This window comes from Catellatospora methionotrophica (assembly GCF_011297335.1).
Taxonomy (GTDB): Bacteria; Actinomycetota; Actinomycetes; order Mycobacteriales; family Micromonosporaceae; genus Catellatospora; species Catellatospora methionotrophica.
Map to the genome: position 1 here is coordinate 114,464 of NZ_JAAOTJ010000022.1, position 13,925 is coordinate 128,388.

Genomic DNA, 13,925 nt, shown 5'->3' on the forward strand with positions numbered 1-13,925 from the left:
CGACTCAACAATCGACGCAACTCCGAGTCTACGTTAATCTTGGCCCGTGGCAAACGACACCTTCTCCGCGACCGCTCCTTCCTTTACCCTGCCAGCGGGCCCAGGGTCGGTAGACCACGCCGCCGACCTGCAACAACGTGTCGAGGCCACGCTCAGCGACTTCGTTCTCGCGGAGACCGCCGCGCTGCTGGACGTCGACCACGCCCTCGAACCGCTGCTCGCCGCCACCCGCGACGCGGTGCTCGGCGGCGGCAAGCGCCTGCGGCCCCTGTTCGCCTACTGGGGCTGGCGCAGCGTGGCCGGGCCCGACGCGCCGGTGCAGCCGGTGCTGCCCGCGCTCGCCGCCCTCGAACTGCTGCACGCGTTCGCGCTCGTCCACGACGACGTGATGGACCGCTCGGCGACCCGCCGGGGCCGCCCCACCGCGCACCGGGCGCTCGCCGCCGCGCACGTGGGGCAGCGGCTGCGCGGCGACGCCGAACGCTTCGGCGACGCGGGCGCGATCCTCGTCGGCGACCTGTGCCTGGTCTGGGCAGACCGGCTGATGGGCCGGGCCAAGGTGCACGCGGCGGCGCTGGCGGGAGCGCGGGCGGCATACGACCGGATGCGGGTCGAGGCCATCGCCGGGCAGTTCCTGGACGTGCTCGGCGACCACGTGCCCACCTGGTCCCCGGAGCGGGCGCTGCGCACCGCGCGGCTCAAGACCGCCGGCTACACCGCGACCTGGCCGCTGCACTACGGCGCGGCACTGGCCGGAGCCCCGTCGGCGACCTTCGCGCGCGGGCCGCTCGGGCGTGCCTACACCCGCTACGGCCTGGCCGTCGGCGAGGCCTTCCAGCTGTGCGACGACCTGCTCGGCCTGTACGGCGAACCCGCCGTCACCGGCAAGCCGGTCGGCGACGACCTCGGCAAGCCGACCATGCTCCTGCTGCTCGCCCGCGCGCAGGCCAGCGCCGCCCAGTGCGACGAGCTGGATAAACTGCTGGCCGCCGAGCAGCCCGACGTGGCCCGGCTGGGCGAGCTGGTCCGCGAGACCGGGGCCGCGTCGACGCTCGGCGACATGATCGCCGAACGGGTCGCCGACGCCCACGGCGCGCTCGCCCACGCGCCCGTCGATCCCGGTGTCCAGGCCGCGCTCGGCGCACTCGCCGCCGCTGTCGCCTGGCGCGCGGCATGACCGGAAGGAGCGCACGCATGCGGACGGTTCCCGGACGTACCGACCACGTGGTCGTGGTGGGGGCAGGGCTGGGCGGGCTGGCGTGCGCGCTGCACCTGGCCGGTGCCGGTCGCCAGGTGACGGTGCTGGAACGCGAGGACGTGCCCGGCGGCCGGGCCGGGCGGCTCGACCGCGACGGCTACACGTTCGACACCGGCCCGACCGTGCTGACCATGCCGGAGCTGATCGCCGAGGCGTTCGCGGCGGTCGGCGAGGAACTGGCCGACTGGCTCACCCTCGACCCGCTCGACCCGGCATACCGGGCCTGGTTCCCGGACGGCTCGAAGCTCGACGTCATCGCCGACCCCGACCGGATGGCGGCCGAGATCGCCGAGGTCTGCGGGCCGCGCGAGGCCGACGGCTACCGGCGTTTCGTCGACTACGCCCGGCGGCTCTGGGAGCTGGAGCGCCACGACTTCATCGAGCGCAACTTCGACACCCCGCGCGACCTGCTCACCGCCAACCTGCTGCGGCTGGTCGCGGCGGGCGCGTTCGGGCGGCTGCAGAACCGCATCGACACGTTCCTCAAGGACGAACGCACCCGGCGGGTGTTCTCGTTCCAGGCCATGTACGCGGGCCTGTCCCCGCACAAGGCCCTCGCCGTCTACACCGTCATCGCGTACCTCGACTCCGTCGCCGGGGTCTACTTCCCGCGCGGCGGCATGCACGCCCTGCCCACTGCCATGGCCGCCGCCGCCGAGAAGCACGGCGTACGGATGCGCTACGGCACCCAGGCGCTGCGCGTGGAGACCAGCGGCGGGCGGGCCACCGCCGTCGTCACCACCGACGGCGAGCGCATCCCCGCCGACGCGGTAGTGCTCAACCCCGACACCGCCGCCGCGCACGCGCTGCTGCCCGGCTCGCACCCCCGCAAGCTGCGCTACTCGCCGTCGTGCGTGGTCATGCACATCGGCTCCAGCGCGGAGTACACCAAGGCCGGGCACCACAACATCCACTTCGGGCACCAGTGGCGGCGCACGTTCGACGAGGTGATCACCAGGGGCGAGCTGATGAGCGACCCGTCGCTGCTGGTCACGAACCCGAGCCGGACCGACCCGTCGGTCGCCCCCGCCGGGCGGCACACCTACTACGTGCTCGCGCCCGTGCCGAACCTCGTCGCCGGGCACCAGGACTGGCGCGGCGGGCTCGCCGACCGGTACGCCGACGAGCTGATCGACGTCCTCGAAGCGCGCGGCTACACGGGCTTCAAGGCGGGCGTGCAGACCCGGACCGTGATCACCCCTGTCGACTGGGCCGAGCTGGGCATGGACGCGGGCACGCCGTTCGCCGCCGCGCACACGCTGACCCAGTCGGGCCCGTTCCGGCCGCGCAACCTGCACCCGGCCCTGTCCAACGTGGTCTTCACCGGCTCCGGCACCACCCCCGGCGTGGGCGTGCCGATGGTGCTGATCTCGGGCAAGCTCGCCGCACAGCGCATCGTCGGCGGCTGACATGTCCCGCGCCACGGGGGAGCGCCGGACATGAGCGAGTACGGGCGCAGTGTCGGAGAGGTCGCGCGGCGGCTCGGCGTCGCCGTGACCACGCTGCGCACCTGGCACCAGCGGTACGGCCTCGGCCCCAGTGAGCACGTCGCGCACCGGCACCGCCGGTACACCCCCGACGACGTCGCCCGCCTCGAAGTCATGTGCCGCCTGACCACCGAGGGCGTGCCCGCCCACGAGGCGGCCCGGATCGCGCTGGCCGGGCTGCCCGGCGAACCCGCCCCGGCCCGCCTCGCCCCGGTCGCCGACCCGTCGGCGCGCGGGCTCACCGTCGCCGCGGTGCGCCTGGACATGCCCGCGATGCTGTCCACGATCGCGTCGGCGGTACGCGGCCGCGGCGTCGTCTACGCCTGGGACCACCTGCTCTGCCCGGTGCTGGTCGAGGTCGCCCGCCGCCAGGAGCCGGACCACCACATGATCGAGGTTGAGCACCTGCTGTCGCGCTGCATCCTGGAGGTGCTGTGGACGGTGCCCCGGCCGTTTGGCGCGTCCGCCGCGCGTACCCTGCTCGCCTGCGCCGCCGATGAGCAGCACACCCTGCCCCTGGAGGCGCTGGCCGCCGCGCTGGCCGAGCAGGGCTGCGGCAGCCGCATGCTGGGCGCCCGCGTACCACCGCTGGCCCTGGCCGACGCGATCCGCCGTACCGGCCCCGCCGCCGTCTTCATCTGGTCCCAGTTCACCCCGACCGGCGACCCCGCCCAGCTCGAACCGGTCCTCGCCGCCCGTCCCCGCCCGGCCCTGATCGCCGCCGCCGGCCCCGGCTGGGGCGACCCCCTGCCTCCCGGCGTCTCCCGCCCCGCCGACCTGAGCGACGCCCTCCGCCTAGCCCTCCCCGTCACCACCCGCCGCGACCACTGACCCCGCCCGCACAATCCGCGCCACGCCCCCGGCAACCGGCCCGCGCCACCCCGTTTTCCATAGACGCTGGCCTATTACATCGATTATTTGCAGATCAAACTCGATGTAATAGGCCAGCGTCTATGGAAAAAAGGGGGGTCAGTGGTCGCGGAGGAGGGAGCCTGCGCCGTGGACCTTGTCGTCGATGCCGTTGTCGCGTAGGGCCATCCACCAGGTGGCGGCGTTGATGGCGATGACGGGTTTGCCGAGCCAGCGTTCGGCCTCGTCGGCGAGGCGCACCATGGACAGGTTGGTGCCGCACTGGACGATCGCGTCGACGTCGGGGCCGTCGACCTTGCGGATCGCGTCGCGCAGCTCGTCCTCGGTGACGTGGGCGATGGCCACCGCGGTGGGGCATTTCAGGCCCTCGATCGCGGTCACCTCGAACCCGATCTCGCTGAAGAACTTGACCACGTTCTGGTCGCCCACGGGCTGGTACGGCGTCACGACACCGATACGGCGCGCTCCGTAGATCTTCAGCGCCCGCTCGCAGGCCTCCGCGCCGGTCGCGACCTCCAGACCGGTGATGGCCTTGATCTGGCGTACGAACTCGCGGTTGCCCTCGACCCCGCCCCAGAACGTCTCCGCCGACATGCCCATGACCATGTAGTCGGGTTCGCAGGTCAGCACCCGCTCGCAGGCCGACCCGATCTCGTCGCGGATCTGCGTGAGCAGGTGCTCGAAGTTCGCGTCGTCGGACAGGTCCTGGTTGCGGATGTGGATGCGGGAGAAGTGCGCGGTCACGCCCGGCACGGTCATCGAGTAGAAGTCGGGTTCGACGATGGTGTTGGTGGACGGCGCGATGACGCCGAACTTGCGCCGCCAGCCCAGTGCGTCGGTCATCGCCGCTCCTCGCGGTCGGCCGGGCGGACCGCCCGGGTGGTGGTCTGGCTCATGCGGTCACCCTGGCCGGGTCCGCCGTCGCGGCCGGCACGGCCGACCGGCGGGCCGCGCGGACGGTGAGCAGGGCGGCGGTCAGGAAGACGGCCTGGGCGAGGGTGTTGGTGCCCTGCTCCAGCCACTGGAAGGCGGCCGTGTCGTGCTGCGGGTGGTTGCGCAGCGGCACCAGCGAGGTGACCGCGACGATGCCGAGCACGTACAGCACGACCGCGCCCCAGGCCCGGCGGCGCCCGGCCAGCACCGCGCCGAGCACGCTGATCGCGGTGACCCCCGTCGTGGCCGCGACGAACGCGGGCTGCACGCTCGCCAGCGCGACCGCGGCCCCGGCGACCCCCACACCCACCAGGGCGTACGGCCACCACGGCGCGCGCCGCCCGCGCAAGGTCGTGTGCAGCGACCACAGCACCAGCAGCGCCCCGGTCGCCATCAGCGGGAACAGCGACTGCTCCAGCCACCGCACGTCTTCGCCGAACGCGGAAAGGATCAGCTTCCAGGTGGACTTCGCCACCCCGCCCAGCCCGATCAGCACGGCCCCGACGCGGCCGAAAACGGCGACCCGCCGGTCGATCGCGGCGGACGCCCCGCCGAGCAGCCAGAACCCGGCCAGCGCCAGCAGCGTGGGGACGTAGTCCTCCAGCGCCATGATCACCGGGTAGTCGTTGGTGTTCACGCGTCCTCCCCGAACACGTCACGCTTGCGGAACGCGGTCAGGAAGCGACCGAACGCCTTGCCCCGGGTCAGCCACGCCACCCGGGCCCCGTTCTTGGCTCCGGCCAGCACCTTCTCGGCCAGCCACGGGGTGACGGTCTCGACCCGGTCCGCGAGGATGTTGAAGATCTTCTTCGCCTGCGCGAGTTCCTCAGGCGTGTAGTCGTGCGTGAGCAGGTCGGTGACGACCATGCCCGGCGACAGGTGGTGCACGGTGACCCCGGTGCCCTCGACCTCCTTGGCCAGGCTGTCCGTGGTGTAGGTGACGGCCCGTTTGGTCGCGCCGTACACGGTCAGGCCGGGGCGCAGCATGCCGTTGGAGCCGAAGCCCTCCATGTTCCACAGCGCGCCCGCGCCCTGGGCAGCCATTCCGGCCAGCACGACGGCGCTGGCGTGCAGCAGGCCGCGCAGGTTCAGGTCGACGGTCGCGTCCAGCGCCTCGGGGTCGAGTTCCCACAGCTTGCGCCGGGCCGGGGACATGCCCGCGTTGTTGATCCAGATGTCGACGCGCCCGTGCCGCTCGACCGCCGCGTCCCACAGCCGCCGCACGGCCTCGCGGTCGGTGACGTCGGCGACCACGCCGTACGCCTGCGGCACCTGTTCCCCGGCGCGTTTGACGGAGTCGACGGAGCGCCCGCAGTACACGACCTGTGCGCCCCGCGCGGCCAGTTCCCGGACCAGGCCGAGCCCGATGCCCCTGGTCCCACCCGTCACCACCACGACCTTGCCGGTCATGCCGCCGCCTCCGGCGTCGACATGACCACCAACGGTCTCATGATTGCCTCGCCGCGCTCGGTCATGCCGCGTCCTCCCATTCCAGGAGTCCGTGCAGGACGCTGTCGAGCACGTTGCCCTGGAAGATCTCGTAGACGACCGCGAGCCGCTTGCCGGCGGTCATGCCCGGCTCGGCGTCGATCATGAACTCGCGGTACTTCAGCTTGGTCACGTCGGTGAAGTGCAGCGAACCGAACGCGGCGCGGCCGAAGGCGACGGCGTTGCCCCAGGCGTCGGGGCCCTCGTGGAACAGGCGGTTGCCGTCGCGCCGGGCGGTGGCGGTGGCGCTGCGGGTCAGCGCGCCGGACCAGGCGAGGGTGCGGCGGGTGTGCAGCAGGTCGAGCGGTTCGAGGCCGATGCGCACGTCGACGTTGCCGCGCGGCTTCTGGTCGGCGCCCCAGAGTTCGCAGCTGCCCGCGTACGCCCCGGATTGTTTGGTGGGCATGATGTGCGGGACCGGGCCCCGGCGCGTCTCGGCGGCCAGGAAGTCGGTGACCCGCTCCCGGGTGGCGGGGTTGTCGTCGTGGTCGGTGCTGCGGGTGTAGACGCCGTTGAAGCAGCCGACGACGGCCCAGCCCTGGTAGAGCACGGAGGAGTACACCTGGGTCTGCCCGTCGGGCAGGATCTGGTTCCAGGTGTTCAGGTCGACCTGCCAGCCGGGGCCGTAGTAGTGCGAGTCGACGAACGAGCCGTAGGGCTGGCCGGTGCCGTAGAAGTCCGGCCCGGTGTACACCCGGTCGTCGTCGGCGTCCTTGACCCCGAACGCGAACGGCGCGCCGAGCCGGAACTGCCCGGCCAGCGGCCCGCCCCCGGTCAGCCCGCCGTCCATGTAGTACGTGGTCACCCCGTTGTCGAAGACCGACGAGCGCCGGATGTCCTCGTATCCGCACCACGTCCCGGTGGCGTCGAACAGCGACGGCCGCCCGTGCCACTCCCCGGTGATGCGCTTCTGCCACTCGCTGGGCTCAGCCATTGGCCACCAGCTCGGCCCGGATCGCGTCGGTGGTCGCGTCGCCGAGCAGCCGGGACACCTGCGCCCAGACCGGGTCGACGTCGCGGCTGAAGATGTTGCCCCGCACGGCGGCGTCCCGCGCGGCCAGGTCGACGCCGTCGGGGCTGGGCAGCCCCTTCTCGACCAGCGTCGACCAGTGGTCGGCGTACGCGTTCACGTGCGCGTCGATGCTCGCGAACGCCTCCTCGGTGGCCCGGTTGACCAGCATCCACGGCGACATGACGGCGCGCTGGCGCGGCCCGACCGCGGCCGCCGACAGGCCCTCGGTCGCCGACGCGGCCTCGAACACCGGGGTCAGCGGGTGGAACGCCGCGTCCAGGTAGGCCAGGTTCACGGCCAGGTCGGCGCGCGGGATCAGGTCCAGGTGGAACGCGTGGTACGAGCCGCCGTACACCGAGTCGAGGGTGAAGTGCGGGACGGCCGAGTCCTCGGGCGTGAACGCGAAGATCATGTGGCTGTCCAGGTGGATCATCGGGACCACCAGGCCGACGTACACGACCTTGGCCACGGCCTCGCCGCGGAAGATCCGCACGGAGCCGACCGGGGCGGGCGACATCGGGCTGGTCAGCTCGGCCAGCGGGGTGTCCTGCGCGACCAGGTCGGGGTGCCGGGCGAGGATACGTTGCAGGGTGCGCTCGCACAGGTCGGCGGGCAGGCTCACGGTCGCTCCTCAGGGGTGGATTCGGACTCGGCCGCCGCGGCGGCGTCCCAGGCGGCCTGGACGGTCGGGTGCTCGCCCCGGGCCTTGTGCACCCAGGCGCGGGCCAGCTCGGGGTTCTCCCGGCGGGCCGGGGACGCGATCACGGTCGCGGTGCGGCGCGGCACGTCGCCGGTGATGCTGTCCTCCTCGGACAGCAGCCAGCCCTTCTCGGCCAGCTCCTGGCGGCGGCGGCGGTAGTGCACCGCGATCAGGTCGCTCTTGATGTGCAGCTCCGCGCCCAGGTCGAAGGGCAGCAGCTCGGGCCGCACCTTGTTCACGACCTCGGCGTCCTCGTAGAAGATCTTCAAGGTGCGGCTGATCGCGTTCTTGTCGGCCCACTTGCCGGTGAAGAAGGTGCGCAGCGCGACCCACTTGACCAGCGTGGTCGTCTCGTCGATCGGGATGTTGGTGTCGTAGATGATCAGCTCGCCGATCGGCAGCCGCACGTGCAGCTTGATCATGTTGGGCAGCATCCAGCCCGCCGAGGTGCGCACCGGCGGCCGGTTGGCCAGGTCGCCCTTGTTGCGGTTCAGTGCGGCCCAGATGCCCTTCGGGCGCGGCGGGTACAGGTCGACCGTCGCGAACGCCGACCACTCGTCGGGGGTCTCCAGCTCGTACTCGGCGACCTCGGGGCGCTCCGGGTTGCCGAACGCCCCCGCGTGCACGAACGGCGCGTGCGCGATGTCGCAGCCGTTCTCCAGGATGCGCTCGTAGTTGGCCTTCCACAGGAACTCGCCGGTCACCGCCCGGAAGCGGCCGCCGTTCTCCTTCAGGTCGTCGAACTCCGGCCACACCGGGATCGGCGGGCGCTCGGACTCCGGCAGGTCGCCCATGAACACCCAGACGAAGCCGTACTTCTCGGCCACCGGGTACGAGTCGACGCGGGCCTTCTTCGGGATGGGGCGGCCGGGCAGGTTCGCCGGGATCTTCACGCACTGGCCGTCGGCGTCGTACTCCCAGCCGTGGTACGGGCAGACGATGCAGCCGTCCTTGGTGGTGCCGCCCGACAGCGCCGCGCCGCGGTGCACGCACAGGTCGCTCAGCGCGACGGGGCGGCCCTTCGGGGTGCGGTAGAGGGCCAGGTGCTGGCCGAGCACCGTGATCCGGGCCGGCTTGGTGGTCACCCGGTCGGCGAACTCGACCGCGTACCAGAAGTTCTTCAACATGGCTTACCTCCGCTGGATCGACGCGACGCCGCCGTGCTCGGCGAGTTTGTCCCATTCGGTATACGCCGCCTGGTCGCCGGTCAGATGCATCCGGCAGAACGTGCCGAGCAGATCGGCCAGCAGCTCGCGGTGCGCGGCCGGGTCGCCGTCGGCGGGCTGGTCGAGGAACGCGCGCGCGGCGGTGTGGTCGACCGGGTGCACGATCGCGAAGTGGTTCGCCCCGGCCAGCCGTACCAGCGCGTTGTCGCCGCCCCGGTCGGGCAGCGCCTCGTCGAACGTCCGCGTGATCGGGTCGCGGCGGGTGGCCGCGTCCTCGCCGTAGCGGTCGGCCGAGCCGTTGATCACGCCGTCGTTGGTGCCCGCGACCAGCAGCACCGGGCAGTCGGCCTGGGCCGGCAGCACGGTGCCCGCGGGCCAGCCCAGCATCGTCGCGACCATGGTGTGCGCGCCGTACGTGGCGACCGCCTTCACCTCGGGCACGAAGCTCGCCGACTGGAGCGCGACCGTGCCGCCCGCCGAGTGCCCGATCAGGGCGACCTTGTTCAGGTCGAGCAGCCCCGCCGTCGGCCCGGTCATCGCCGCGAGGGCGTCGAGCACCGGCCGCAGCGAAGGCGTGGTGGGCCGCTTGCCGTAGCCGTCGGGCCGGGCCGCGTCGAGGTCCACGCCCGGCGTGATGCCGTGCAGGCCGCCGAAAAGCGTGCCGACCCAGTCGTAGGTGACCGCGACGACGCCCTGCTCGGCCAGCCGCACCGCCAGCCAGCGGTACGCCTCCTGGCCCACGTTCACCCCGGACACGATCACCGCCACCGGGTACGGCGCACCGTCCGCGTCGGCCGCCATCACGCCGGACAGGCGCTCGCGGTCCGAGCCGTCCGGCCGGGCCGGGTAGTAGACGCGCAGGTGCGCGGTGTCGAACGGGGCCTCGTAGCCGGGGATCGTGGCGGCCCACCACAGCGAGCGGATCACCTTCACGGCCGGGCCAGCTTCCGGTCGCCGCCCCACAGGCCGCGGACCAGCTTGTCCGTGGTCTCCTGGCCGAAGAAGCGCACGCCCATCACGTTGGCGGGGTCGCGCTCGGCGATGTTGCGGCGCATCCGCAGGTCGGTCTCGGCCAGCGCGGCCCGCTCGTCCTCCGGCACCGGCGGGGCCTCGTCGACCCAGCGCAGCCAGCGGTCCACGTGCGCGTGGGTCAGCTTGCGGACGATGTCGATGTTGCGCTCGCTGCGGCCGAACGAGTAGCAGTACGCCGTCGGGCTCAGGCTGGCGCGGATGAAACCCGCCCGGCTGACGAAGTACTCGAACTCGGGGTCGGCGCGGTGGGCCAGCCAGTCGGCGTCGAGCGGGGCGTAGTAGCTGTCGTAGTAATCGCCGTCGGCGATCAGGTTCACCCGGGGCACGGAGTCGAGGTAGAACCAGCCCTCGGGCCATACCAGCAGGGCCAGGCCCAGGTGCGGCACCTTGACCTGCGGGCCCAGCCACACGGTCAGGTGCAGGTTGGCGAAGCTCGCCGACGGGTTGCCCAGCCAGGAGTGCACCATCCAGTCGACCTCGGGTCCGCTGTACGCGGCCAGCGAGCCGCCGGGGCCGTCCGGGTACTGCCCGTACGACTCCAGCTCCAGGGTGGACGGGTCGCGTTGCAGCTCGAACCGGGCGTCGATCTTCGCCTTCAGCTCGGCCAGCAGCTCCTGGTACAGGTGGAACGTCTCGTGCACGTCGACGGCGGGGGAGTTGTCCACCATGTCCTCGACGTGCCGCAGGGTCTCGGCCACTGCCGGTCTACCTTTCTGTGAGGGCTTGCACGAGCCGCCAGGGGCGGCCGTCGACGAGGTCGGTACGCCGCGACACCTGCCGGTTGGCGGCCTGCGCCGGGGCGACGTCAGCCCGCCCGGACACCTGTCCGGCGGGCACGGTGGTGACGACCGGATGGCTGATCCGCCCGGTGAACGGGCCCTGCCACGCGGTCCACAGGGTGAAGTCGGGCGACAGCGCGAACACCGCGCTGTCCTGCTCCAGTGGCGCGGCGGCGACCACGTTGAGGCGGTTCTCCGCCGCTCGCTCCGGCAGCCCGAGGCTCAGCTCCCACGGCTCCACCGCCGAGAACGGCACCGCCACCACATCGGCGTCGGCGAGCGCGGCCAGCCGGAACACCTCGGGGAAGATCGAGTCTGCCCCCGACACCAGGGCCAGTCGCCCCCACGGCAACTGCACCACGCGAACCGCGTCGGCGTCGGATGTGGCCGTCGCGGCGTTCCGGTCCGGCGCGGTGAAGGCCGGTGCGGCCGCACCGCCGCTCCCGGCAGGGTGCAGCAGGGGCTGGCGGGCGACCTCGCCGTTGGCGTCGACGAGGATCGGGCCGGTCGGCGTCGCGGTCACGGCGTGCGCGCTGGTGCCGTCGAGGGCGGCGGCGAGCAGCGCCGGGTCGGTCTCGGTGGTGACGATGAGGCGGGCTCCGGCCGCGGCGGCGCGGGCCGTCTCGCGGAGCACGGTCGCGCTGTCGCCGCGCACGATCGCGACGGGCAGCGTCGCCGCGCCGGGTTCGTGGCGGCGGCCCTGCGGCGGCGCGGCGATCGGGGCGTAAAGCTCGGGCCGCCGGGCGGCGAAGATGTCGGTGCCGTCGGGACGGCGCTTGTCGTCGGCCAGGGACGGGTCGATGTCGGCGACCACGACGGCCTCGCCGGTGCGCGGCCCCTTGGCCACGACCGTGCCGTCAGGCGCGACGATCTGGCTCTCCCCGGCGCCGTGCAGCCATTCCGCGGGTACGCCGAGACCTGCGCTCAGGCGCGGCAGGTGCTCCTCGGGCAGCAGCGGGCCGACCTTGTTGGCGGCGACGACCCACACCTTGTTCTCGGCCGCGCGGACCGGGATGTGCAGGCTCGCCTCGTCGGTGGCGAACGAGTTCAGGCTGTTGAGCAGCACCTGCGCACCGCGCAGGGCGAGCCCGCGGGCCACCTCGTTGATGACGCCCTCCATGCAGGCGTACATGCCCAGGCGTCCGAGCGGGGTGTCGAGCACCGGGCCGACCTCGCCGGCCGGGTCGAGGTGGTCGTTCTCCGCGCCCATCAGCGTCTGCTTGTCGCACTGGCCGAGGATCGCGCCGTCCGGCCCGAACATGAAGTTGGTGCCGCCGGTGCGGCCGTCCGGGTGCGCGTGCGTGACGTTGATCTTCACGTACACCCGGTGCGTGCGGGCGCGGTCGGCGACGGCGGTCAGGAACGGGTCGCCGGGCCGGGTCGCGATGCGGTGCGCCTCGTCCCGGTCGGCGTAGTAGGACAGGTGGTTGCAGAACTCGGGCAGGACGATCAGCTGCGCGCCCTGGGCCGCGGCCTCGTCGATCAGGCGCAGGCAGGCGGCGAGATTGGCCTCGACGTCCTGCGACGCCGCGAGCTGCACCGCGGCGACCCGTACTGGAGCCATGTGGTGTCTCCGGTTCCCCTAGCGAAACGCTGTTTCCCGAAACTACACTCGCGGGGGCGTTTACAACAGGGGTCGACCGGAGGTCGTGATGCTTTCTCACGTAGTGCTGATGACGTTCACCGACGCAGACGATGCTGCCAAGGCGAAGGATCTTTTGGAAGGGCTGGTCGGGGTCGTTCCGCAGGTCCGTACGCTCCAGGCGCACCTGGACGAGCTGCACACCCCGGTCTCGGCACACCTGTGCCTGATCACGACCCACGAGGACGAGGCCGACCTGCGCGGATACCAGGAACACCCGGCCCATCTGGAGCTGGCGCAGTGGCTGCGCCCCCGGCTGGCCGCCCGGACGGTCGTCGACTTCAGCCGGGCTGGCTGAGCGCGGCCAGGAAGACCAGGCAGCGTTCCCAGGCCAGCTCGCTGGACGCGGCGTCGTAGTCGGGCGAGGCATCATCGGTGAACAGATGCCCGCCCGCGTACGTGAACACCTCCGGGCGGGCGCCCAGCCGGGCCATCGCCATCTCCCAGGCCATGATCTCGTCCGCCGACTCGTACTCGTCCTGCTTGGCGATGTGCAGCTGGGCGTCTAGGCCGGAGGGCATCCGGCGGGGCGTGCCCGCGGTGCCGTGCAGCAGGAGCAGGCCGCCGACCCGCGGCTCGCGCTCGGCGATGGCCTGCGCGAAGCTCGCCCCCATCGACAGCCCCGCCAGCACCCCGCCGCCGGGCAGGTGCGCCGCCGCCTGCCGGGCACGCTGCTGCACGACCTCCGGGCCGATCTCGCGGAGCAGCTCGAACCCCTCGTCGGCCGTATCCACCACCACCCCGTCGAACAGGTCCGGCGTCAGCACCGTGTGCCCGGCGTCCCGCAGCCGCTCGGCGGCGGTCAGCACGGCCGGGCGCAACCCGATGACGGAGTGGAACAGCACGACGTGGGCCATCCGCCCATCCTGTCAGGCCGGGTCGCCGCGTCGCCTGATACCGATCCGCGAATCGACGCAACTTCGCGAAACACCGTTTCCCTCGGTAGGGGCCCGGCTATAGCGGAGTCATGACAGTTCACCTGACCCGACGTCCCGCCGCACAGTGGTGGGCACTGGCCGGCTTCTTCGCGGCGGTGACCGTGGTGGCGGTCCTCGGCGGGCTGGCCGTGGCGCAACCCGCCGACGACTACGCGGCCCTGTCCCGGCCCGGCTGGGCACCGCCGTCCTGGCTGTTCGGCCCGGTCTGGACGGTCCTCTACGCGATGATCGCCGTGGCGGGCTGGCTGGTCTGGCGACGGGTGGGCTGGGGTCCGGCCCTGTGGGTGTACACCCTGCAGCTCGTCCTCAACGCGATCTGGACCCCGCTGTTCTTCGGCGCGGGCCTGCGCGGCCTGGCGTTCGCCGACATCGTCGCCCTCTGGCTGGCCATCGGCGCGACCGTCCTGCTCTTCAGCCGCATCTCCGCCCTCGCGGCCTGGCTGCTCGCCCCCTACTGGCTCTGGGTCACCTTCGCCTCCGCCCTCAACTACGCCATCTGGCAACTCAACTGACCCCACCCGCCCACACCGCCCTGCCCCAGCCCAGCCCCAGCCCAGCCCCAGCCCCTGCCCAGCCGCGCGCCGGCCGCCCGGCCGCGCGCCGGCCGCCCGGCCGCGCGC

At 72.6% G+C, this 13,925-nt stretch carries 15 protein-coding genes; 5 read left to right on the forward strand and 10 right to left on the reverse strand.

Features of this window, described 5'->3' with window-relative positions; all coding sequences use genetic code 11:
* Positions 1 to 46 precede the first annotated feature (46 nt).
* The 3 genes from HAV40_RS32830 to HAV40_RS32840 are packed head-to-tail and all read left to right on the forward strand — an operon-like array spanning position 47 to position 3,576.
* Positions 47 to 1,177, forward strand: coding sequence for a polyprenyl synthetase family protein (locus tag HAV40_RS32830; RefSeq protein WP_166388172.1), 1,131 nt, complete (start codon positions 47 to 49; stop codon positions 1,175 to 1,177).
* 17 nt (positions 1,178 to 1,194) lie between these two features.
* The gene (gene crtI, locus HAV40_RS32835) at positions 1,195 to 2,667 is read left to right on the forward strand and encodes a phytoene desaturase family protein (RefSeq protein WP_166388173.1); all 1,473 of its coding nucleotides are present in this window, start codon (positions 1,195 to 1,197) and stop codon (positions 2,665 to 2,667) included.
* A gap of 30 nt (positions 2,668 to 2,697) precedes the next feature.
* Positions 2,698 to 3,576 (forward strand): MerR family transcriptional regulator, encoded by an 879-nt coding sequence (locus tag HAV40_RS32840; protein WP_166388174.1) that lies wholly within the window; start codon positions 2,698 to 2,700, stop codon positions 3,574 to 3,576.
* Between the two features lie 138 nt (positions 3,577 to 3,714).
* Here the strand turns inward: HAV40_RS32840 and HAV40_RS32845 are convergent, their stop codons facing one another.
* The 9 genes from HAV40_RS32845 to HAV40_RS32885 all read right to left on the reverse strand — a co-directional run bounded on the left by HAV40_RS32845 (position 3,715) and on the right by HAV40_RS32885 (position 12,289).
* Entirely contained in the window at positions 3,715 to 4,458 is a 744-nt protein-coding gene (locus HAV40_RS32845) for a maleate cis-trans isomerase family protein (protein WP_155371207.1), read from the reverse strand.
* 49 nt (positions 4,459 to 4,507) lie between these two features.
* Positions 4,508 to 5,185, reverse strand: coding sequence for a hypothetical protein (locus HAV40_RS32850; RefSeq protein WP_166388175.1), 678 nt, complete (start codon positions 5,183 to 5,185; stop codon positions 4,508 to 4,510).
* The gene (locus tag HAV40_RS32855; protein WP_166388176.1) at positions 5,182 to 5,958 is read right to left on the reverse strand and encodes an SDR family NAD(P)-dependent oxidoreductase; all 777 of its coding nucleotides are present in this window, start codon (positions 5,956 to 5,958) and stop codon (positions 5,182 to 5,184) included. The genes HAV40_RS32850 and HAV40_RS32855 overlap by 4 nt, the downstream gene beginning before the upstream one ends.
* Before the next feature lie 61 nt (positions 5,959 to 6,019).
* Entirely contained in the window at positions 6,020 to 6,970 is a 951-nt protein-coding gene (locus tag HAV40_RS32860; protein WP_166388177.1) for a hypothetical protein, read from the reverse strand.
* On the reverse strand, positions 6,963 to 7,670 hold the full coding sequence (locus HAV40_RS32865) for a hypothetical protein (protein WP_166388178.1): 708 nt from the start codon (positions 7,668 to 7,670) through the stop codon (positions 6,963 to 6,965). The genes HAV40_RS32860 and HAV40_RS32865 overlap by 8 nt, the downstream gene beginning before the upstream one ends.
* The gene (locus HAV40_RS32870; protein WP_166388179.1) at positions 7,667 to 8,875 is read right to left on the reverse strand and encodes an aromatic ring-hydroxylating dioxygenase subunit alpha; all 1,209 of its coding nucleotides are present in this window, start codon (positions 8,873 to 8,875) and stop codon (positions 7,667 to 7,669) included. The genes HAV40_RS32865 and HAV40_RS32870 overlap by 4 nt, the downstream gene beginning before the upstream one ends.
* 3 nt (positions 8,876 to 8,878) lie before the next feature.
* Positions 8,879 to 9,847 carry an alpha/beta hydrolase family protein gene (locus tag HAV40_RS32875; RefSeq protein WP_166388180.1) on the reverse strand — a complete coding sequence of 323 codons (969 nt, stop codon included), beginning with the start codon at positions 9,845 to 9,847 and terminating at the stop codon, positions 8,879 to 8,881.
* Positions 9,844 to 10,644 (reverse strand): oxidoreductase, encoded by an 801-nt coding sequence (locus tag HAV40_RS32880; RefSeq protein WP_166388181.1) that lies wholly within the window; start codon positions 10,642 to 10,644, stop codon positions 9,844 to 9,846. The genes HAV40_RS32875 and HAV40_RS32880 overlap by 4 nt, the downstream gene beginning before the upstream one ends.
* Positions 10,645 to 10,651: 7 nt before the next feature.
* Complete coding sequence (locus tag HAV40_RS32885) at positions 10,652 to 12,289, reverse strand: carbon-nitrogen hydrolase family protein (protein WP_166388182.1); 1,638 nt, start codon at positions 12,287 to 12,289, stop codon at positions 10,652 to 10,654.
* A gap of 88 nt (positions 12,290 to 12,377) precedes the next feature.
* Between HAV40_RS32885 and HAV40_RS32890 the strand changes: the two genes are divergently transcribed.
* Positions 12,378 to 12,665 (forward strand): Dabb family protein, encoded by a 288-nt coding sequence (locus HAV40_RS32890; protein WP_166388183.1) that lies wholly within the window; start codon positions 12,378 to 12,380, stop codon positions 12,663 to 12,665.
* Here HAV40_RS32890 and HAV40_RS32895 read toward each other — a convergent pair.
* Positions 12,649 to 13,224 carry a dienelactone hydrolase family protein gene (locus tag HAV40_RS32895; RefSeq protein WP_166388184.1) on the reverse strand — a complete coding sequence of 192 codons (576 nt, stop codon included), beginning with the start codon at positions 13,222 to 13,224 and terminating at the stop codon, positions 12,649 to 12,651. The genes HAV40_RS32890 and HAV40_RS32895 overlap by 17 nt on opposite strands.
* Positions 13,225 to 13,334: 110 nt before the next feature.
* Here HAV40_RS32895 and HAV40_RS32900 point away from each other — a divergent pair, with 110 nt between their 5' ends.
* On the forward strand, positions 13,335 to 13,817 hold the full coding sequence (locus HAV40_RS32900) for a TspO/MBR family protein (RefSeq protein ID WP_166388185.1): 483 nt from the start codon (positions 13,335 to 13,337) through the stop codon (positions 13,815 to 13,817).
* Positions 13,818 to 13,925 lie beyond the last annotated feature (108 nt).

Coding starts and splice junctions, on each gene's coding strand:
- crtI (WP_166388173.1), top strand. CDS start 1,195: ATGCGGACGGTTCCCGGACGTACCGACCACGTGGTCGTGGTGGGGGCA.
- HAV40_RS32840 (WP_166388174.1), top strand. CDS start 2,698: ATGAGCGAGTACGGGCGCAGTGTCGGAGAGGTCGCGCGGCGGCTCGGC.
- HAV40_RS32845 (WP_155371207.1), bottom strand. CDS start 4,458: ATGACCGACGCACTGGGCTGGCGGCGCAAGTTCGGCGTCATCGCGCCG.
- HAV40_RS32855 (WP_166388176.1), bottom strand. CDS start 5,958: ATGACCGGCAAGGTCGTGGTGGTGACGGGTGGGACCAGGGGCATCGGG.
- HAV40_RS32860 (WP_166388177.1), bottom strand. CDS start 6,970: ATGGCTGAGCCCAGCGAGTGGCAGAAGCGCATCACCGGGGAGTGGCAC.
- HAV40_RS32870 (WP_166388179.1), bottom strand. CDS start 8,875: ATGTTGAAGAACTTCTGGTACGCGGTCGAGTTCGCCGACCGGGTGACC.
- HAV40_RS32885 (WP_166388182.1), bottom strand. CDS start 12,289: ATGGCTCCAGTACGGGTCGCCGCGGTGCAGCTCGCGGCGTCGCAGGAC.
- HAV40_RS32890 (WP_166388183.1), top strand. CDS start 12,378: ATGCTTTCTCACGTAGTGCTGATGACGTTCACCGACGCAGACGATGCT.
- HAV40_RS32895 (WP_166388184.1), bottom strand. CDS start 13,224: ATGGCCCACGTCGTGCTGTTCCACTCCGTCATCGGGTTGCGCCCGGCC.
- HAV40_RS32900 (WP_166388185.1), top strand. CDS start 13,335: ATGACAGTTCACCTGACCCGACGTCCCGCCGCACAGTGGTGGGCACTG.